The 18857-nt window shown below is 71.7% G+C and carries 15 protein-coding genes and 1 pseudogene; 3 read left to right on the top strand and 13 right to left on the bottom strand.

Annotation, left to right across the window (positions count from 1 at the left end; all coding sequences use genetic code 11):
- Nucleotides 1–300: 300 nt before the first annotated feature.
- The gene (locus tag ACFYWM_RS18410) at nucleotides 301–1278 is read right to left on the bottom strand and encodes a malate dehydrogenase (protein WP_389916086.1); all 978 of its coding nucleotides are present in this window, start codon (nucleotides 1276–1278) and stop codon (nucleotides 301–303) included.
- A gap of 323 nt (nucleotides 1279–1601) precedes the next feature.
- Entirely contained in the window at nucleotides 1602–4100 is a 2499-nt protein-coding gene (locus ACFYWM_RS18405) for a protein kinase (protein ID WP_389916084.1), read from the bottom strand.
- A gap of 245 nt (nucleotides 4101–4345) precedes the next feature.
- Here ACFYWM_RS18405 and ACFYWM_RS18400 point away from each other — a divergent pair, with 245 nt between their 5' ends.
- The gene (locus tag ACFYWM_RS18400) at nucleotides 4346–5926 is read left to right on the top strand and encodes a sigma factor-like helix-turn-helix DNA-binding protein (protein WP_389916082.1); all 1581 of its coding nucleotides are present in this window, start codon (nucleotides 4346–4348) and stop codon (nucleotides 5924–5926) included.
- A 466-nt stretch (nucleotides 5927–6392) separates the two neighbouring features.
- On the opposite strand, the gene ACFYWM_RS18395 is transcribed toward ACFYWM_RS18400, so the two are convergent.
- The 3 genes from ACFYWM_RS18395 to ACFYWM_RS18385 form a co-directional block, all read right to left on the bottom strand.
- Nucleotides 6393–7607, bottom strand: coding sequence for an NADP-dependent isocitrate dehydrogenase (locus tag ACFYWM_RS18395; protein ID WP_389916079.1), 1215 nt, complete (start codon nucleotides 7605–7607; stop codon nucleotides 6393–6395).
- Nucleotides 7608–7722: 115 nt separating this feature from the next.
- The gene (locus ACFYWM_RS18390) at nucleotides 7723–8010 is read right to left on the bottom strand and encodes a DUF3017 domain-containing protein (RefSeq protein WP_389916076.1); all 288 of its coding nucleotides are present in this window, start codon (nucleotides 8008–8010) and stop codon (nucleotides 7723–7725) included.
- A gap of 34 nt (nucleotides 8011–8044) precedes the next feature.
- Nucleotides 8045–9166 carry a citrate/2-methylcitrate synthase gene (locus ACFYWM_RS18385; protein WP_389916073.1) on the bottom strand — a complete coding sequence of 374 codons (1122 nt, stop codon included), beginning with the start codon at nucleotides 9164–9166 and terminating at the stop codon, nucleotides 8045–8047.
- 181 nt (nucleotides 9167–9347) lie between these two features.
- Between ACFYWM_RS18385 and ACFYWM_RS18380 the strand changes: the two genes are divergently transcribed.
- The gene (locus tag ACFYWM_RS18380; protein WP_344749230.1) at nucleotides 9348–10004 is read left to right on the top strand and encodes an FHA domain-containing protein; all 657 of its coding nucleotides are present in this window, start codon (nucleotides 9348–9350) and stop codon (nucleotides 10002–10004) included.
- A gap of 57 nt (nucleotides 10005–10061) precedes the next feature.
- Here the strand turns inward: ACFYWM_RS18380 and ACFYWM_RS18375 are convergent, their stop codons facing one another.
- From ACFYWM_RS18375 to purN, 4 genes are all read right to left on the bottom strand, one after another.
- Nucleotides 10062–10922 carry a bifunctional methylenetetrahydrofolate dehydrogenase/methenyltetrahydrofolate cyclohydrolase gene (locus ACFYWM_RS18375; RefSeq protein WP_389916068.1) on the bottom strand — a complete coding sequence of 287 codons (861 nt, stop codon included), beginning with the start codon at nucleotides 10920–10922 and terminating at the stop codon, nucleotides 10062–10064.
- Between the two features lie 197 nt (nucleotides 10923–11119).
- On the bottom strand, nucleotides 11120–11302 hold the full coding sequence (locus tag ACFYWM_RS18370; protein ID WP_362678706.1) for a hypothetical protein: 183 nt from the start codon (nucleotides 11300–11302) through the stop codon (nucleotides 11120–11122).
- A gap of 152 nt (nucleotides 11303–11454) precedes the next feature.
- Nucleotides 11455–12999, bottom strand: a complete 1545-nt coding sequence (gene purH, locus ACFYWM_RS18365; protein WP_389916064.1) for a bifunctional phosphoribosylaminoimidazolecarboxamide formyltransferase/IMP cyclohydrolase — start codon at nucleotides 12997–12999, stop codon at nucleotides 11455–11457.
- 61 nt (nucleotides 13000–13060) lie between these two features.
- Entirely contained in the window at nucleotides 13061–13681 is a 621-nt protein-coding gene (gene purN / locus ACFYWM_RS18360) for a phosphoribosylglycinamide formyltransferase (protein WP_389916061.1), read from the bottom strand.
- Nucleotides 13682–13760: 79 nt separating this feature from the next.
- Between purN and ACFYWM_RS18355 the strand changes: the two genes are divergently transcribed.
- Complete coding sequence (locus tag ACFYWM_RS18355) at nucleotides 13761–14171, top strand: hypothetical protein (RefSeq protein WP_389916058.1); 411 nt, start codon at nucleotides 13761–13763, stop codon at nucleotides 14169–14171.
- Between the two features lie 178 nt (nucleotides 14172–14349).
- Here ACFYWM_RS18355 and ACFYWM_RS18350 read toward each other — a convergent pair whose 3' ends face one another.
- The 4 genes and pseudogenes from ACFYWM_RS18350 to ACFYWM_RS18335 form a co-directional block, all read right to left on the bottom strand.
- Nucleotides 14350–15747, bottom strand: coding sequence for a hypothetical protein (locus ACFYWM_RS18350; RefSeq protein WP_389916055.1), 1398 nt, complete (start codon nucleotides 15745–15747; stop codon nucleotides 14350–14352).
- Complete coding sequence (locus ACFYWM_RS18345) at nucleotides 15734–16252, bottom strand: SigE family RNA polymerase sigma factor (protein ID WP_389916053.1); 519 nt, start codon at nucleotides 16250–16252, stop codon at nucleotides 15734–15736. Before ACFYWM_RS18345 ends, ACFYWM_RS18350 begins: the two co-directional genes overlap by 14 nt.
- 335 nt (nucleotides 16253–16587) lie before the next feature.
- Complete coding sequence (locus ACFYWM_RS18340) at nucleotides 16588–18249, bottom strand: DUF6350 family protein (protein ID WP_389916051.1); 1662 nt, start codon at nucleotides 18247–18249, stop codon at nucleotides 16588–16590.
- Between the two features lie 467 nt (nucleotides 18250–18716).
- A pseudogene (locus ACFYWM_RS18335) lies at nucleotides 18717–18857 on the bottom strand (succinate--CoA ligase subunit alpha); the annotation flags it as partial.

Raw genomic sequence — 18857 nt, 5'->3', positions numbered from 1 at the left:
AACGCCGGGTCGCGCCGCTCCGCGATGATCGACACGCCGCCTTTTCCCGTCGTCCACACGGGGAAAGCCCGTCGTCCACACGGGGAAAGCCGGGAAGCGCGGGCGCCGGAGGGCCGGGCGGCACGGGATGACCTGGACCGCGAAAGACACGGGGAACGCGAAAGGGGCCCCGGCACACCGGGGCCCCTTTCGCGTGACGGCTCGGATCAGGCTGATCGGATCAGGCCGATCGGACCGGACCGATCGGGTCGGACCCATCGGATCAGGCCGATCAGGTCAGGCCGAGCGGATCAGACCAGGTCAGATCAGGCCGAGCTCGCGTACCGCGGAACGCTCCTCCTCCAGCTCGCGCACCGTGGCGTCGATGCGCTCGCGGGAGAAGGCGTCGATCTCCAGGCCCTGGATGATCTCCCACTTGCCGTCGCGCGAGGCGACCGGGAAGGACGAGATGAGGCCCTCCGGCACGCCGTACGAACCGTCGGAGGGAATCGCGGCCGAGGTCCAGGCGGTGCCGTTGACCCAGTCGAAGACGTGGTCGATCGCGGCGTTGGCGGCGGAGGCGGCCGAGGACGCGCCCCGGGCCTCGATGATCGCGGCGCCGCGCTTGGCGACGGTGGGGATGAAGGTGTCGCGCAGCCAGGTCTCGTCGACCAGCTCGGCGGCGATCTTGCCACCGACCTCGGCGTGGAAGAGGTCGGGGTACTGAGTGGCGGAGTGGTTGCCCCAGATGGTCATCTTCTTGATCTCGGTGACCGGGACCCCCAGCTTGGCCGCGAGCTGGGAGAGCGCGCGGTTGTGGTCGAGGCGGGTCATCGCGGTGAAGCGCTCGGCCGGGACATCCGGGGCGTGCTGCTGGGCGATGAGCGCGTTGGTGTTGGCCGGGTTGCCGACCACCAGCACGCGGATGTCGTCGGCCGCGTTGTCGTTGATCGCCTTGCCCTGCGGGCCGAAGATGCCGCCGTTGGCCTGGAGGAGGTCGCCGCGCTCCATGCCCTTGCTGCGGGGACGGGCACCGACCAGCAGCGCGACGTTGGCGCCGTCGAACGCCACGTTCGGGTCGTCGGTGACCTCGATGCCGCTCAGCAGCGGGAACGCGCAGTCGTCGAGCTCCATCGCGGTGCCCTCGGCGGCCTTCACGGCCTGCGGGATCTCCAGGAGGCTCAGCTTGACCGGGACGTCGGCGCCCAGCAACTGGCCCGAGGCGATGCGGAAGAGCAGCGCGTAGCCGATCTGACCGGCGGCGCCGGTGACGGTGACCTTTACGGGAGTCTGGGCCATGACCTTCCCCTACTCGAAGGATGAATTGTGACGCTCGGATGCTACCCGTCCACGGTGGACGGCCGTCCGGCGAGTGCCCCGATCCGCGCGCCGGGCGGTGCGACCTGCGCGACAAGCCCCCTCCCCCGCCGACGGCGCGGCGCGTCCCCGGCGAAAGCCCCGGTCAGGCGCAGGCGACCCCGGCAGGAACCTCGGTCAGGCGCAGGCGGCCCCCGCGAAAGCCCCGGTCAGGCGCAGGCGACCCCGGCAGGAACCTCGGTCAGGCGCAGGCGGCCCCCGCGAAAGCCCCGGTCAGGCGCAGGCGGCCTCGGCAGGAACTCCGGTCAGGTGCAGGCGGCCATGGTGGGGGCGTCGTTCTCCCGCCCGGGGAACTCGACCCTGGAGAAGTGCTTGTCGAGCAGCGTGCGGATCGTGCCGTTCCGGTAGAGGTCGGCGACCGCGCCCTTGACGGCCTCGCAGGTGCGCGCGTCGCCCCTCTTGAGCGCCACCGCGTAGCGCTCGTCGGTGAGCTTCAGGCCGAGCAGCTTGTAGCGGATGCTCTCCCGGTTGGCGAAACCGGCGAGCAGCAGGTCGTCACCGGGGATCGCGTCGACCTGCCCGGCCTGCAGCATGTTGACGCATTCGGTGTAGGTCTGGGCGGGCACCAGCGTGAGCTGCCCGACCGCGCCCTGCAGGACGGCCACGGCCGCGCTGGAGGCCGGCTGGCACATCCGCCTGCCCTCCAGGCCCTTCAGGCCCACGATCGGCGAGCCGTCCTTGACGAGGGCGTCGACGTGGGCGAGGTAGTACGGGCCCGCGAAGGTGACGTCGTCGGTGTCGTTGATCGAGTACGTCGACAGGACCAGGTCGACGTCGCCGTCCGCCAGCAGTTTCGGCCGTTCGGGGCGGCTGGTGCTCCGGAAGGTGACACCGCTCTCCGGCACTCCCATCGCCTTGGCGATCGCGAGTGCCAGGTCGATCTCGAAGCCGCTCCACCTGCCCTGGTTGTTCAGCGCGATGCCGGGCAGGGAGTCGCGCACGCCGACGACGAGCCTGTCCGTGCCCGCGGCCTTGTCCACCACGGAGGTGAACGCGGTGGGGACGGGCTTCTCCGGTTCGTCCTCCGGGGTGGCCCCCGGCCACCAGCGGGCCGCGGCGATCCCACCTGCGACCAGCAGCAGCACGGCCACGGCGGCGGCGATCCAGCGCCCCCGGCGCGGGCGCCGCGGCGTCTCCGGGGCCCCGACGAGGGTCGCGGACGCCTGCCAGCTGGGCGGCGGCACCTCGCCCCCCTGCTCCGGCCCGGGGGCCGGGGGGTGGTCCCAGTAGTCCGGGGAGGACGGGTGGCCGCGGTACGCCGGCGAGCGGCGATCCGCCGGGAAGTGGTCCTGGGGAAAGTGGTCCTGGGAGAAGCGGTCCTGGGGGAAGTGGTCGGGAGAGCGCGGATCAGGTGGTCGCTGCCCCGGGGAGTGACGCTCCGAGGGACGCGACCCGGGAGAGCGGTGGTCCGGGAAGCGGTGGTCGGGGAAGGACGGGTGCTCCACGGGAGACGGGTGCTCCACGGGAGCGGGGGCGGGGGTGTACGACGGCCCGCCGTGGGCGGCGGGCGCGCGGCGCTCACCCTGCCCCGGCCCGGTCTGGCCACCCGTCCCCTGATGAAACACCTGACCGCCCTGACCGATCTGACCGTCCCGACCGATCTGGCTGCCCTGACCGATATGGCCGCCCTGGCCTGCTTGATCGCCTTGCCCGGTGTGGGGGTGCTGGTCGTGGACGGGCTGCCGGGCCCGGAATCCCGTGGACGGGAGGGGCTGGTCGCCCGAGACACCGCCCGTCCGGGGCTTCGGGGTGCGCATGGGGCTGGTGGCGTCGCTGTCGAGCTCCTGGTCGCCCCTCCGGTCGTCCTTCCGGTCGCCGTCGGCGTACCCTCGCTCCTGGCCCCGCTCACGGGACCGGAGCTCGTCGCGGGACGGTTCGGGGACGGCGACCTTGGCGCCCTGGGTGAGGATCGCGGGCGAGGCGTTCGCCGTCTCGGGATGGCCGAGCAGCCGGAGCAGGAGCTGGTCGGCCGAGGGCCGCGTGGCGGGCGACTTGGCCAGCGCCGAGCCGACCACGCCGCGTAACGGCTCCGGCAGCGTGCCGAGGTCGACCTCGTGGTTGAGGATGCGGTTGAGCACCACGGCGATCGAGCTGCCGGCGAAGATCGTCTCGCCGGTCGCGGCGAACGCGATGGTCGCCCCCCAGGCGAAGACGTCGGTGTGCGGCCCGACGTCGGCGCCGGAGATCTGCTCAGGCGCCATGTACGCGGGAGTGCCGATGGCCCGGCTGGTGATCGTGCCGGTGGAGTCGAGGATGCGGGCGATACCGAAGTCGACGACCCTCGGGCCGTCGGCGGCGATGAGCACGTTGTCCGGCTTGAAGTCGCGGTGCACGATCGAGGCGTGGTGGATCGCGGTGAGCGCGGTGGCCGTGCCGATCGCCAGCCGCTGCAGCGGGGAGCCCTTGAGGGGGCCGTCGGTCTCCACGACCTCGCGCAGCGACCTGCCCTCGATGTACTCGCTCGCGATGTAGGGGGTGTCGCCTTCGAGGTTGGCGTCCATCACGCCCGCCGTGCAGAACGAGGCGACGCGCTGGGCGGCCCTCGCCTCCCTGGCGAACCGGGATCTGGCGATGGCGTCACCCGAGAACTTCACGTGCAGCAACTTGATCGCCGCCCGCTCGCCCGCGGCGTTGATCCCCAGGTAGACGATGCCCTGCCCGCCCTCGCCGACCCGCCCGACGACACGGAACGGCCCGAGCTGGCGCGGCTCTCCCGCTTCCAGTGGCGCGATCTCCGGCATCATCGTCCCCACGGTCTCGTAATCTTCGACGTGGCAAACTTTACGGCGCCATGACCCACCCTCTCCCCTCGTTATCCCGACGTGACCTCACATTTCCTACGACAACGACTCGGCTTCCACCCGTGTCACGATAAAAAGCGACAGGCAGCGTTACCCCCCAATCTCCGACATTCACCCCAATCTGGCGCTCCAGCCGCTTAGATCGCTACCGTTGTACGTCCCTCAGGCAAGCCGGAGCAAAAACTTCCATGCGCCGATACATCGGTTATCGCGAGTTCGTGCAGCGCGATCAGCGTTCCCTCGTCGGCACCGCCCTTCTCCTCACCGGCAGCCACGAGCAGGCCATCCGCCTCACCCTGCGTTCCTTCCACACCGTCGCCCTCTCCTGGCCGCCGCCGCTGTGGGAGAACCCCACCACGCACGCCCAGATCGCGCTCTACCGCCGCTTCCTCCAGCGGCCGAGCGCCGCCGGGCCGACGGCCCTGGTGCGGATCGCGCCCAGGCAGCGGCTCCTCGTGGTCGCCTGCCTGCACGACGGCAGGTCCCAGGCGGAGATGGCCTCCCTTCTCGGGCTCTCGGAGGAGACCGTGAAGTCGGAGATCGCCGAGGCGGTCGACACCCTCACCAAGGGCAGCGAGAGCCGCCTGATCACCCGGATGGCCAACGCCGCGGGCGAGGCCTCCGTCCCCGACCTCACCGTCCGGTCCATGCGTACGCTCAGGCGGCGTCGCGCCAGGGGCGCACTCCTCGCCGTGGCGGCGGCGCTCGTGCCGGTCGGCCTGATCGCCGCCTTCGTCGTGGTCCAGCAGGGCGAGGTGTGGAACTCGGCGCTGGGCGAGCGCGGCCGGCCGCACGCGGCACAGGCGCAGGAGCCCGTACGAGCGGTCTCCAGCCCGGAGCCCGACGGCTCCGACGGGGGCGGCGGGGAGACCGGTGCCCTCCCGGCGCCGTGGCAGGCCCCGCGGACCTCCTCGGTGATCCGCTACGCGTCCCCCGGGCCGTGTCCCGACGCCCCCGTCGGAACACCTCCCGCACGCGCCGGAGACGTCACCTGCGCGGGCTGGACGCTGACGATGGCCTCCGGCGGCCCCGAGAGCCCCGCTCCCGGCCTCGCCGGGTGCGAGGGCCCGGAACCCTGCGAGGCGACGCTGCGCGTCCCCGACGCCGTCCAGCGCCTCGCGCACGGCGACGAGGAGAAGGGCCCCCGGCTCGCCCCCGCCATCAGCCCCGACGGGCGCCGCGTCGCCTACCTGAGCGCGGCGGAGCGACGCTACGTGGCCCACGACCTCGGCAGTGGCGTGAAGCGCTACCTGTCGCCGGTCCTCGCCGCCTCCGACACCGAGAACGGCACCCGGGTGAGCGTCTCCCCCAACGGCCGCCACTTCACCGTCACCCTCGGCGAGCGGCGGCTGCGGACCGACTTCACGACCGGCGCCCTGACGTCTGTACCCGCAGGACAGACGCCTCCGGCGCAGCGGATCGCCACCTGGCTCCAGGAGAGGTACGGGACCTGGGCCGACTCCCCCGGCGGAAGACACTCCGCCGCGGTCGTCGCAGGGAAGGGCGAGGAGCCCCACAGCCTCCACGTCATCGACGCCGCGTCACGACGGGTCTTCAAGCGGCACCCGCTCCCCGAGACGAGGCGGCCCGCCACGGCCGAGGTCGTGAGCTGGCTGAACAACCGCGAGGTGGTCGTACGGATGAGCGCCAAGGCCGGGGGCGGCCTCCTCGGCTTCTACCGGGTGGACGCCGTCACCGGCCGTTCGCACCGCGTGCCCGGCCTCCCGGCGAACGCCCCGCTCGTCCTGGGGGCGGTGACGGCGCCGTGACCGGCCACCCGGCGCCGTAAGCGCGCCGGGCGCCGTGAGTTACGGAAGGGCACCGGGCGCCGTATACGCGAGAGGGCGCGCGGGGGCCGTGAACGCGGGAGGGCACCGGGCGCCGTGAGTGCGGATGGGCGCACCGGGCGCCGTGAACGCGGGAGGACGCGCGAGGAACCGTGAGTGCGGAAGGGCGCACCCGGCGCCGTGAACGCGGGAGGACGCGCGAGGAACCGTGAGTGCGGAAGGGCGCACCCGGCGCCGTGAGCGCGGGAGGGCGCCAGGCGCGCGGGGAGAGCCCGCCTCCGGTGCGGAGAACGGGAAAAGGGCCGCCGTGGGGCGGCCCTTTTCCCGGGCGTTTCCTGGGCGACGGAACCGGCCGCCGACCTGCTGCCACCCGGCAGCGGGCGGGCGGCCGGTCCGGCACCGGCCCGTGTCGGCCCGGTGCCGCCGGACGCCGGTCAGGCTCCGGCTGTCAGCCCACCTTCTTCTTCAGGTTCTCGTCCAGGGCCGCCAGGAAGTCCTGGGTGGTCAGCCACTTGGCGTCGCCGCCGACCAGCAGGGCGAGGTCCTTGGTCATCTGACCGCCCTCGACGGTCTCGACGCAGACCTGCTCCAGCTTCTCCGCGAAGTCGATCAGCGCGGGGTTGTTGTCGAGCTTGCCGCGGTGCTGCAGGCCCCGGGTCCACGCGAAGATCGAGGCGATCGGGTTCGTGGAGGTGGGGTTGCCCTTCTGGTGCTCGCGGTAGTGGCGGGTCACCGTGCCGTGGGCGGCCTCGGCCTCGACGGTCTGACCGTCGGGGGTGAGCAGGACCGAGGTCATCAGGCCGAGCGAGCCGAAGCCCTGCGCGACGGTGTCGGACTGGACGTCGCCGTCGTAGTTCTTGGCGGCCCAGACGTATCCGCCCTCCCACTTGAGCGCCGCGGCGACCATGTCGTCGATGAGGCGGTGCTCGTAGGTGATCCCGGCGGCGTCGAAGTCGGCCTTGAACTCGGTCTCGAAGACCTCGGCGAAGATGTCCTTGAAGCGGCCGTCGTAGACCTTCATGATCGTGTTCTTCGTGGAGAGGTAGACCGGGTAACCGCGCGACAGGCCGTACCGCATGGAGGAGCGGGCGAAGTCGCGGATCGATTCGTCCAGGTTGTACATCGCCATCGCGACGCCGGGGCCGGGGAAGTCGTAGACGTCGAGCTCGATCGGCTCCGAGCCGTCCTTGGGGGTGTAGGTGAGGGTCAGGCTGCCCTCGCCGGGGACCTTCAGGTCGGTGGCGCGGTACTGGTCGCCGAACGCGTGACGGCCGATGATGATCGGCTTGGTCCAGCCGGGGACGAGCCTCGGCACGTTGGACATGATGATCGGCTCACGGAAGATGACGCCGCCGAGGATGTTGCGGATGGTCCCGTTCGGGGACTTCCACATCTTCTTGAGGCCGAACTCCTCCACCCGAGCCTCGTCAGGGGTGATCGTGGCGCACTTGACGCCGACGCCGTACTGCTTGATCGCGTTCGCGGCGTCGATCGTCACCTGGTCGTCGGTGGCGTCGCGGTGCTCGATCCCGAGGTCGTAGTACTTCAGGTCGACGTCGAGGTAGGGAAGGATCAGCTGGTCCTTGATGAACTGCCAGATGATCCGGGTCATCTCGTCGCCGTCAAGCTCGACGACGGGGCCCTCTACCTTGATCTTGGGCATGCGTGTGGTTCCCCTTCTGAACTAAATTGGCCAGACAGTCCTTTTTGAGGCTCACTGGCCGTGAGGCTATCGGACCGGGCCGATCGCCTCGCGACGCACCCGTTCGTCCGACCTGTCACATCGGTACGAGGTCCTTGAACTCAAGGATGAACCCGGCCGCCGCCAGGGCGAGGCCGAGGCCTCCGAGCGTGACGACGTCCGTGGCCTTGCGGCGGACGGCGAGACGCCCGCCCGAGGCCAGCCGGACGAGCGCCCCCAGCATCATGACGGCACCCATGGCGATCCCGCCCCAGTAGGGCAGGCCCAGCAGTACGGAGAGGGTGAGCGCGGCGAGCGCCCCGCCCATCACCAGGGGGTAGGCCCCCCAACGTTCCCTGTTCGCCTCGGCCGCTCGCGCGTTCACCGGCCCACCACCCGCTCTCGCCCCTGACTCCGGCTCATCGATCGGAAATCGGCTTCCACTTCTGGTCCCGCTCGCCGATGTACTCGCTGTCAGGGCGGATCAGCCGGTTGTCGGCGTGCTGCTCGATGACGTGTGCGGTCCATCCTGACATGCGGCTGACGGAGAAGACGGGGGTAAACAGATCCGTCGGGATGCCGAGATAGTGGTAGACGGTCGCCGCGTAGAAGTCGACGTTCGGGTAGAGGCCTTTCGTCTCGAAGACGACCTCCTCCATCTCCTTGGACATCCGGTAGTACGTGTCGTCGCCGGACGCCTCACCGAGCTCCTGCGACATCTTGCGCAGGTGCGTGGCGCGCGGGTCCTCGGTCTTGTAGACGCGGTGCCCGAAGCCCATGATCTTCTCACCGGCGGCGAGCCTGTCGCGTACGGCCCGGGCCACCGAACCCGTGTCGAGCGACTCCAGGGTGCGCATGACCTGCTCGTTGGCGCCGCCGTGCAGGGGGCCCTTGAGGGTGCCGATGGCCGCCACGACCGCCGAGTGCATGTCGGACAGGGTCGCGGCGCAGACGCGGGCGGCGAACGTGGAGGCGTTCATCGTGTGGTCGGCGTGCAGGACCAGGCAGGCGTCGAAGATCTCGACCTCGCGCTCGCCGGGGACGCGGCCGGTGATCTGGAGGAGGAAGTTCGCCGCGACGCTCAGCTCCGGGTCCGGGTCGGGGACGGTGGTCCCGGTCCTGGCCGCGTGGTAGCGGGCGACGAGGATCGGCTGCTGCGCGGTGAGCCTGGCGGCCTTGCGCAGGTTCGCCTCGGGGGCGTTGGTGTCCTTGTCGGGATCGTCGCCCCCGGCCAGCGAGACCAGCGTGCGCAGCGCCTCCATGGGGGCCTGCTTCTCCGCGATCTCCGGGATGTTGGCCTCGGCGAGCGTGCCGAGCGTGCGCCCCCGGACCAGTTCCTCACCGTACGCCGACAGTTGCTCCCGCGTGGGGAGGGTGCCGTACTGGAGCAGGTGGGCGGTCTCTTCGAAGGTGGTGCGGCCGGCCAGATCGTGGATGTCGTAGCCACGATAGAAGAGGCGACCGGCCTGACCGTCGATGTCACTGAGCGCTGTGGACGCGGCTACGACATCGGCGAGACCTTTGGTGGGCTTGTCCGCCATGAGTGTTTCCTCCGCTTATCTGTGCCCGAAGTCTACCTGTGAGCAGCGGAAACCCTCCCGAGAGGTACAGACCAATTTCACGCAGGATTCTCCTTCTGGCAAAGGCGATTCCCCATCACCTCGTTTGGGTAAGCCGAAGCTGTAGGAATAGTTACGGCGGGCTACCTGGGGAGGAACTGCCGTGGAGGGGCCGTTCATACGCATCGAGGACACAGGCGAGGTGGTCCCGTTGCGCCCCGAGATCACGACGATCGGACGTGGCCGTGGAGTGGACATCCGGCTCACCGATCCGAGTGTTTCCCGGCTGCACGCGGAATTCGTCCGGCGCGGACCCTACCTGTACGTCGTTGACCTGGGCCTGTCCCGCAACGGCACCCGGGTCAACGGACGGCCGATCGCCCGGAGGGTGCTGGACGACGGTGACGTGGTGTCCTTCGGCGCGGCACGAGGCAGGATCGGCGGGGTGCCGCGCGAGGACTTCGCCCCGGAGGTCGAGCTCCGCCGCGCCGCGGCGCCGGAGCTGACCAGGCGGGAGGTCGATGTCCTGACGTCGCTGTGCCGTCCGGCGCTGTCGGACGAGGCGTTCGTCGCCCCGGCCACGGCCAGGGAGATCGCGGACGACCTGGTGGTGACGGAGGCGGCTGTCAAGCAGCACCTCCTGCGCCTCTACCAGAAGTTCCGCATCCCCGAGGGGACCAACCGGCGCACCCGGCTGGCGAACGAGGTCGTCGCCCTGGGGCTGGTCAGGCCCACCCCCGTGGTGCCGCCGCAGCGCGCGGCCGGGTCCCCGGAGCCTCAGACGGCGTCGTCCACCACCGCGAACCGCAGGGCCTCCTGAGGAACCGCGGGGCGTCCGTGAGGAACCGCGTCCCGGGAAACCGCGGGACGTGCGGTCTCAGCCCCGCTCGCGGGCCTGCCTCTCGGCGGCCTCGACCACGTTGGTGAGCAGCATGGCCCGGGTCATCGGGCCCACGCCGCCGGGGTTGGGGGTGAGGAAGCCCGCGACCTCCTCGACGCCGGGGGCGACATCGCCGGCGATCTTCCCGTCGACCCGGGAGACGCCGACGTCGAGCACGGCGGCGCCCGGCTTCACCATGTCCGCGGTGATCAGGTGCGGTACCCCCGCCGCGGCGACGACGATGTCGGCGCGCCGGGTGTGGGCCGCGAGGTCCTGGGTGCCGGTGTGGCAGAGGGTGACGGTGGCGTTCTCCGAGCGGCGGGTGAGCAACAGGCCGAGCGAGCGGCCCACGGTGATGCCCCGGCCGACCACGACGACCTCGGCCCCCTTGATCGGCACCCCGTACGCCTGCAGGAGCGTGACGATGCCGTACGGCGTGCAGGGCAGCGGCGCGTCGACCATGTGGACCAGGCGGCCCAGGTTGACCGGGTGGAGGCCGTCGGCGTCCTTCGCCGGGTCCATCCGCTCGATCAGCGCCTGCGTGTCGAGGTGACGGGGCAGCGGGAGCTGGACGATGTAGCCGGTGCACTCGGCGGAGGCGTCGAGCTCGTCGACGACCGCCTCGACGTCGGCCTGGGTGGCGTCCTCCGGCAGGTCCCTGCGGATGGAGGAGATGCCCACCTCCGCGCAGTCGCGGTGCTTGCCCGCCACGTAGATCTGGCTGCCGGGATCACCGCCCACCAGGACCGTGCCGAGCCCGGGGACGACTCCCCGCTCCCTCAGCGCGGCCACCCGCGCCGTGAGGTCTGCCTTGATCTTCGCCGCCGTGGCCTTGCCGTCGAGAATCCGCGCGCTCATGCGGACAACCCTCTCACGGGACCTGTGCGAGCGACGGCCCCACCCGGGCCGGCCCCCTCACGGGACTCGCGCGAACGACGGACCCACCCGGGTCAGCCCCCTCACGGGACTCGCGCGGGCGGCGGGCCCGCCGGGGTCACCTTTCCACGGAACCCGTGCGGGCGACGAGCCCGCCGGGGTCAGCGAGGTCAGCGCGCTCAGCCGCGCTCGGCCTCCCTCGCTTCCCTCCGCTCGATGATCCTGCGGGTGAACGGGATCCACTCCATGGCCCGCCCGCTGAGGTAGGCCGCGCCGAGCGCGATGATGATCATCATCCACGGGCTGATCCAGAAACCGTGCATGATCACGAAGGCGTACAGGGCGTGGTCGAGCAGGGGCATAGGGGAGCTCCACGGCTGGGACGAAAGGGGATGCTTCAGACTAACCGCAGGTCAAACCTTTTTCACCCAGCTGGTCCTGTCTAATCCGCCACTTTCTTATCTCCCGTGTGCGGCCGCCACAGCCGTACGGCGGCCGCACGCAGGGGACGGAATCAGTGGAAGAAGTGGCGGGTGCCGGTGAAGTAGAGGGTGACCCCGGCCGCCTCGGCCGCCGCGACGACCTCCTCGTCCCTGATCGAACCGCCCGGCTCCACGATCGCCTTCACTCCCGCGTCGATGAGGATCTGCGGGCCGTCGGCGAAGGGGAAGAACGCGTCGGAGGCCGCCGCGGCCCCTGAGGCGCGCTCGCCCGCCCTGGAGACCGCGAGCCGCGCCGAGTCGACCCGGTTGACCTGTCCCATGCCCACGCCCACGCTCGCGCCGTCGGAGGCGAGCAGGATCGCGTTGGACTTCACCGAGCGGCACGCCTTCCAGGCGAAGGCGAGGTCGGCGAGGACCTCGGCGGAGGCGGCGGGCCCGGCCTTCAGCTCCCAGGTGGACGGGTCGTCGCCCGGGGCGTCGACCCGGTCGGCGGTCTGCACCAGCAGGCCGCCGTCGATCCGGCGGAACTCCGCCGGGTTGGACGGCCCGCCGAGGCAGGACAGCAGCCTGATGTTCTTCTTGGCGGTGAGCACCTCCAGCGCCTCCTCCGTGAAGGAGGGGGCCACCACGACCTCGGTGAACACCTCGGCGATCTGCCGGGCCAGCTCACCGGTCACCTCCGCGTTGACCGCGATCACCCCGCCGTACGCCGAGACGGGGTCGCAGGCGTGCGCCTTGCGGTGCGCCTCGGCGACGTCGGCGCCGACCGCGATGCCGCACGGGTTCTGGTGCTTGATGATCGCCACGGCGGGACCGTCGAAGTCCCAGGCGGCCCGCCAGGCGGCGTCGGCGTCGAGGTAGTTGTTGTAGGACATCTCCTTGCCGTGCAGCTGCTCGGCGTTGGCCAGGCCGTCCTTCTGCCCCGAGTACAGGGCGGCGCCCTGGTGCGGGTTCTCGCCGTAGCGCAGCGGCGACCGCAGCTCCCAGGCCGCACCCATGTAGCGCGGCCACGCGCCGTCCTCGGCGGCGTAGACGCTCGCGAACCAGGAGGCCACCGCGGTGTCGTACGAGGCCGTGTGGGCGTACGCGGCGGCGGCGAGGCGGCGGCGCTCGACGAGGGTGAAGCCGCCCGCGGCGACCGCGGCGAGCACGTCGCCGTAGGAGGCGGGGTCGACCACGACCGCGGCGGTGCCGTGGTTCTTGGCCCCGGCCCGGATCATGGCCGGGCCGCCGATGTCGATCTGCTCCACGCACTCGGCGTCGGAGGCTCCGGAGGCCACGGTCTCCTGGAACGGGTAGAGGTTGACCACCACCAGCTCGAACGGCTCGATCTCCAGCTCTTCGAGCTGCTTGACGTGGGACGGGTTGCCGCTGTCGGCGAGCAGCCCGGCGTGCACGCGCGGGTGCAGCGTCTTGACCCGGCCGTCGAGGCACTCGGGGAAGCCGGTCAGCGACTCGACAGGAGTGACGGGGACGCCGAAGGAGGCGATCTTCGCGGCGGTGCCCCCGGTGGAGACGATCTCCACGCCCGCGGCGTCGAGCCCGCGGGCCAGTTCCTCCAGCCCGCTCTTGTCATACACCGCGATCAACGCGCGCCGGATGGCGATGCGGGTCACTTCGTGCTCCTCCTGGTTGGTTCCGGTCCTGGTTGGTTCCGGTTTTCTCCGGGTGCCCGGCTCATCCGCCGGGGCGTCCGAATCGGACGGTCCTGCCGGTGACGGTCCAGCCCTCGCGGGCCATCCGGCCGACGGTGTCGACGAGCAGGTGACGCTCGACGGTCTTGATGCGCTCGTGCAGGGCCGCCTCGTCGTCGCCGTCCAGCACGGGCACGGCCTCCTGGGCGATGATCGGCCCGGTGTCGACGCCCGCGTCGGCGAGCATCACGGTGCAGCCGGTGACGCGCACGCCGTACGAGAGCGCGTCGCGGACGCCGTGCGCGCCGGGGAAGGAGGGCAGCAGGGCGGGATGGGTGTTGAGGACCGGGAAGGCCTCCAGCGTCGGCGAGCCGAGGATCTTCATGAACCCCGCGCAGACCACGAGGTCCGGCCGGTGCTCTGCGATGCGGGCGGCGAGTCTCTCGTCCCACTCCTCGCGCGTGGGGTGGTCGGCGAGCCTCTCCACGAAGGTCGGCACCCCCGCGCGCTCGGCGCGCGCCAGACCCTCGATGCCGTCGCGGTCGGCGCCCACGGCCACGATCCGGGCACCGTAGGTTTCGTCTGCCACAGCGTCCAGCAGGGCCTGTAGGTTGGTTCCAGAACCGGACACGAGAACCACAAGCCGAACGGCCTGGGATGACACCGACGCACTCCATTCGGACGGGGACTCACGCCGCTGCAAGGGTATCGGCCTGTCCGCACGAACAACGCAAGGAGGTCAGGTGACACTACCGGTCGAGGTCCGGCCCGCTGAGAGCGCCGGTCGGAGGGCGCTGTGGCTCGCGGTGGCCGCGGTGGTGATGACGCTGGCGCTCCCCCTCGCGGGAATCGTCATGGCGATCTTCGCCCTCGTCACCTCGATCCGCGCGATCAGGACACTCCGTTCGATCCCCAAGCCGGCCGGCACCGCCGTGGTGGGCGTCGTGCTGTCGGCCGGGGCGTTGCTGATCTCGATCGCGGTGACGGCGCTGCAGTTCTACTTCGGTGACGAGCTGGCCGCCTACACCGAGTGCGGCAGGGGCGCGGGCACCATCGCGTCGCAGAACGAGTGCGTGGAGCAGCTCGAACGGGCCATGGAGAAGAAGATGCCCTTCCTCCAGCCGGGCCAGGTGCAGTTCCCCTTCCCGCCCTGACCGGCATCCTTCCTGTCCTACCCTGACCGGCCCCTTCCCGTCCTGACCGGCGGGCGGCGCCGGTGACGACGCCGCCCGCACTCCCGGAAGAGTGCGGGCGGATCCTCCTTTCCCGGTCGGTCCCGGTCGGTCCCGGTCGGTCCTGATCGGTGGCTGTGAGATCTGTGGCCCTCAGGAGCTACGGCCGGTAGGACGGGGGCGGGACGCGGATCTTCGTGGCGATCCTGTCCAGGTCGCCGGCCAGGGCGGGGTCGACCTTGACGTGGACGGCGACCTCCGTGCTCTCGAAGAAGATCCCCCGGCGACCGTCCGGACCGGTGGTCCGGATGCCCATGGACGGCCTTCTCGTGCGCGCGGACTCGCGCTTCTCCCCACGCAGGAACTCGTTCACCCACAGGTTGTCGTAGAGGCGCACGCCGCGGATCACGGTGACCTCGACGTCGCGCGAGCCGTCCGACCAGCGTCCGACCGTCGCGCTCCAGCCCTTGCCGAGCCGTGTCGTCTCCCCGGCGACCCGCCGCAGACCGGGGGGCAGGTAGGCGACGGTGACCTGGCCGATCGCGTTGCCGGAGGCGGACGGCGGCTCGATGGGGACGAGGCCCTTCACGATCCTGTCCAGTGTGGTCGCGAGACCCTCGTTCACCTCCACGACGTATCCGAGGCCGGGCTTCTCCAGCCACAGGCGTAGCCGCGAGTACGAGGCCCCCCTGCCGCCCCCGTCCGCCCGGTACCCGGGTTTGCCACGGACCTTCTCCGGGGTGGCGGTGTACAGGTTCTGACGGACCCTGGCCCAGGTGAGCAACGTCTCCGGGTCCGCGGCGCTCAGCCCGCGCACCGCCAGGATCCGGACCGAGGCGCCGTCGTCCCCGCTCAATCGGATCTCGGCCCACCCGGTCCGGTCGACCACGGAGGAGAGGTCCGCCAGGTGCAGGCCGGGGGGGATGTATGTGACACGCAGTCCCTGGAAAACTCCCCCGGTCGGATCCTTGGGGATCAGACCACCGGCGATCCTCCGCAGGGCGTCCCGGTACAGGGCGCCCACCGTGACGCGCAGGACCAGGCCGGGCCGCTCCTCCCAGACCAGGTCGTCCCCCTCGGCCCGGGTGAACGCCCCGCGTCCGCGCACCTTCGCGACGAGGACTCCCGACAGCGTCTCGGGCGTGCCCCTGATCCCGCCGAGCACGCGCTCGGCTCCCCCGAAGGCCGGGTCCCGGTAGACCGTGACGCGGACGAGGTCGTCCCCCGCCCCCCAGGTCGCGGCCGTGCCGCGCAGACCTCCGGCGTCGGCTCTCTCCAGTACGGGCACGCCGAGCCCCGGGGGCAGGTAACCGACCTCGACGCCGTCCACGCCCACCGCCCGGGTGGGAGAGGCGACGCCGCTCCGGTCCGTCACGCTCAGGTAGCCGGGTACGGCCGCCGCCAGCACGGCCGCGGCGACCAGGGCCACGGCCGTCGTACGGGCCCTCCGCTCCCGTTTCGCGCCCTGTACGACCCTGTGGGCGAGGCCGGGGGGGACGCCGAGCGCGGAGGTCTCCTCGACCAGGGCCAGACGGAGCTCGTCCTCAATGTTCGGCACGGGGAAACGCCTCCTCGTTCAGGTCGGCGCCGATCAGGGCGCGCAGACGGGACAGCCCCTTCGACGCCTGGCTCTTGACCGCTCCGATCGAGCAGCGAAGAGTCTCGGCGGTCTGGGCTTCGGTCAGGTCCTCGAAGAAACGCAGGACCAGTACGGCGCGCTGGTGTGGCGGCAGCCTCCGCAGGCCCGCGATCAGGACCTGGCGAAGCTCGACACCGCTCAGCGAGTCGGGTGCCGAAGTCTCCGGGGGCGAGTCGGTCAGGAAGATCCGCAGGATCGCGCGACGGCGGGCGCGGCTGATGGAGGTGTTGACGATGATGCGGCGCACGTAGGGCTCGGGATCACTGCCCGCGTGCAGGCGTCCCCAGCTGCGGTAGGCCTTCTCCAGCGCGCCCTGCAGGACGTCCTCGGCCTCGTCGCGGGACCCGCAGGTGAGGTGGGCGATCCTGAACAGGCTCGCTCCCCGCGCCGCCACGAACTCGGTGAACCCCTCGTGACCGCTCACGCGGCCGTCTTAGGTCTCATGACCGTCCATACGCCCGGCCCCACGCAAAGGGTTTCCAACCATGACCGGATTCCCGGCAACCGGATCCTCGGCCATGAATCCAGGCGGCCACGTCCAGGTGGTCATGAGTCCGGTGGTCATGAATCCAGATGGCCATGAGTCCGGGCGGTCACGGGCCCGGGCGCCCCATGGGAACGGGCCGTCACGCCCCCGGGCCGCCACGGGTTCAGGCGGTCGCGGCCCTGGGGTGAGGGGCGGGCATGGGTGAAAGGTTCCCGGGCGGTTCCCGGGTCGGAAGGCGTTCCCGGCGGGAAGACGACGTGAACCCCGGTTCTCTAGTCGCGGTCCCAGGCGTAGGGGTCGACGTAGATGACGTGGCCGCCCTTGTCGTCGGTCTCGTCGACGATGTCGCGCCGGGGCGGGCGCGGCGGGTCGGGGTTGCGGGCCTTCTGCGCGCTCTCCGCCGCGGCCGAGGCGTGCTCGTCCTCCCAGTCGTCCCTGATGACCGGGATCGGCTGGGTGTCGCACTCCGTGGCGTCCAGCCAGTAGCCGGGAAGCTTCTGGAGCTCCTCGGGCTCGGCGAAGCCGACCTTCCCGGCCGCCGAGGCCGCCGCCTTGGCGATCTTGACGCCCGCCTTGCGCACCGGCGCGGTGGCCGTGCCGACCTTGGCCGCCGCCTTGGTGACGGCCGTGTTGTGCCCGCGGAAGATCAGCCACCAGTTGGCGAGCCCGGCGGCGATCCCCGCCGCGACGCCCACCTCCAGGGTCACCGAGAGCATCACCTCCCACCCCGCCGGGCCCAGCGCGGACAGCCGCGCGCCGCCGATCGAGCCGCCGGAGAGCGCCGCGAGCAGGCCCGCCACCGCCCCGGTCGCCAGCCCGCAGACGAACCCCCACAGCGGCGCCCCCTCGTACGAGGGAGAGGGCGAGATCCGGACGACCAGGATGCCCGCCACGGCCCCGGCCACGAACGGCACCGCGATCACGATCATCACCCAGGCCGGGGTCGGGCCCGCCTCGGGCAGCGCCCCCAGGATGGGCAGGCTCGGTACCGCGCCCAGCTGCACGCCCGTGGGCGCGACCAGCGTGCCGGTGCCGACCGCGAAACCGGGGCCCGCGATGTAGGCCAGGCCCCAGATGACGGCGTTGAGCAGGTAGAGACCCTGGACCAGCAGGAGCAGCAGCCCGCCGACGAACCCCGGCGCCAGGATGCCCGACAGCTCCTGGACCTGCCCGAAGTTGACCACGATGGCCCCGAGCACCAGGACGGCACCCGCCGCGAGCATGATCGCCAGCGCTGCGGACGTCCCGGCCACGACCGAGCGCAGCCGCTCGGGCAGCAGGCGCAGCATCGACCGCCAGGGCCCGATCGTCCTGGCCACGGCCACGGAGCCCGCGATGAAGGCCAGCACCAGATGGCTGACCAGCACGTCGCCGAGGAAGGGCTGGGTGATCTCGTTCCTGGTGATCAGCGCGATCAGCCCGGCCAGCAGCGCGTACGGCGCCGCCAGCGAGATGCCCGCCTGCGCGATCAGGACCAGCTGCGCCCTGCGACGGGCGTTGGACACCTCCTTCGGGGTGTTCTTGGGCAGCCGGGCGGGCAGCCGGAGCCGCAGGTCCGCGTCGCGGGCCATCCACATCCCGGCGCGGTACAGCAGGAAGGCGGGCAGGATCGTCAGCCCGAGCGGGAGCAGGCCCACCGAGCCGCCGGGTATCGCGAAGCCCGCGTGGTGCGCGGCCAGCCAGAGCTGCGACGCGGTGCGGAACACCGCGGGCAGGCCCGCGCCGAGCGCGCCGCGTGGAGCGGCGATCCAGCCGATCAGGGTGAGCGTGGTGAGCACCGCCAGCCCCACGCCGAGGGTCCACGCGGCGGCGAGCATCCCGGAGACGGGAAGCGGCCGGCGGACGTCGTCGTCGTCACCCGTGAGGCCGGGCAGGGGGATACGGCTGAGGACGTTACGGGGAGCCGTCCGTAGCTGATCGAAAAGGGCCGTCACAGTAGTCGATGGTCTCAGGATCTTCGGCGCGGAAGGGACTCCCGCGCCCGCGTGTCGCGTACCGCGTGACACGAGCCCCCTGTGGTATTCGGGGGGCACCCGCGCCGCCCCCTCTCCCGGAGAGGGACCCGCGGTGATCGAGGGCGGCCACCAACAGGGGAATCGGCGGGCCCGCGCGGTGGCGGGAGCGGCCCGTCGGAGCCGCGTACCGGGATCACCTGCCGGGGCCGCGCGGTGAAACGGGGATCGCGCGGTGAGGCGGGGATCGCACGGCGAAACGGGGATCGCACGGCGAAGGGCGCCCGGCGGGGTGCCGGGCGCCCTTGGTGGTTCTCGGCGCGGTGGGGCGGGCGCGGGATCCGGTGTCGAGCCCGCCACCGGATCGCGCGGTGCCACGCCGCGTCCCGCTCACCCCGGAGCCGGGCTCAGGGAGCAGCCCGTCGGGGCCGTGGCCCCGGGAGCGTACGTCAGAGCGACTCGACGACCTCGCGCATCAGGCGGGCGGTCTCGCTCGGGGTCCGGCCGACGCGGACGCCGACCTTCTCCAGGGCGTCCTTCTTGGCCTGGGCGGTGCCCGCGGAACCGGAGACGATCGCGCCCGCGTGTCC

It is taken from the genome of Streptosporangium sp. NPDC002721 (assembly GCF_042888905.1).
GTDB lineage: Bacteria > Actinomycetota > Actinomycetes > Streptosporangiales > Streptosporangiaceae > Streptosporangium.
This window is presented reverse-complemented; position numbering and strand designations above follow the sequence as displayed.

Coding starts and splice junctions, on each gene's coding strand:
- ACFYWM_RS18410 (WP_389916086.1), bottom strand. CDS start 1,278: ATGGCCCAGACTCCCGTAAAGGTCACCGTCACCGGCGCCGCCGGTCAG.
- ACFYWM_RS18405 (WP_389916084.1), bottom strand. CDS start 4,100: ATGATGCCGGAGATCGCGCCACTGGAAGCGGGAGAGCCGCGCCAGCTC.
- ACFYWM_RS18400 (WP_389916082.1), top strand. CDS start 4,346: ATGCGCCGATACATCGGTTATCGCGAGTTCGTGCAGCGCGATCAGCGT.
- ACFYWM_RS18395 (WP_389916079.1), bottom strand. CDS start 7,607: ATGCCCAAGATCAAGGTAGAGGGCCCCGTCGTCGAGCTTGACGGCGAC.
- ACFYWM_RS18385 (WP_389916073.1), bottom strand. CDS start 9,166: ATGGCGGACAAGCCCACCAAAGGTCTCGCCGATGTCGTAGCCGCGTCC.
- ACFYWM_RS18375 (WP_389916068.1), bottom strand. CDS start 10,922: ATGAGCGCGCGGATTCTCGACGGCAAGGCCACGGCGGCGAAGATCAAG.
- ACFYWM_RS18370 (WP_362678706.1), bottom strand. CDS start 11,302: ATGCCCCTGCTCGACCACGCCCTGTACGCCTTCGTGATCATGCACGGT.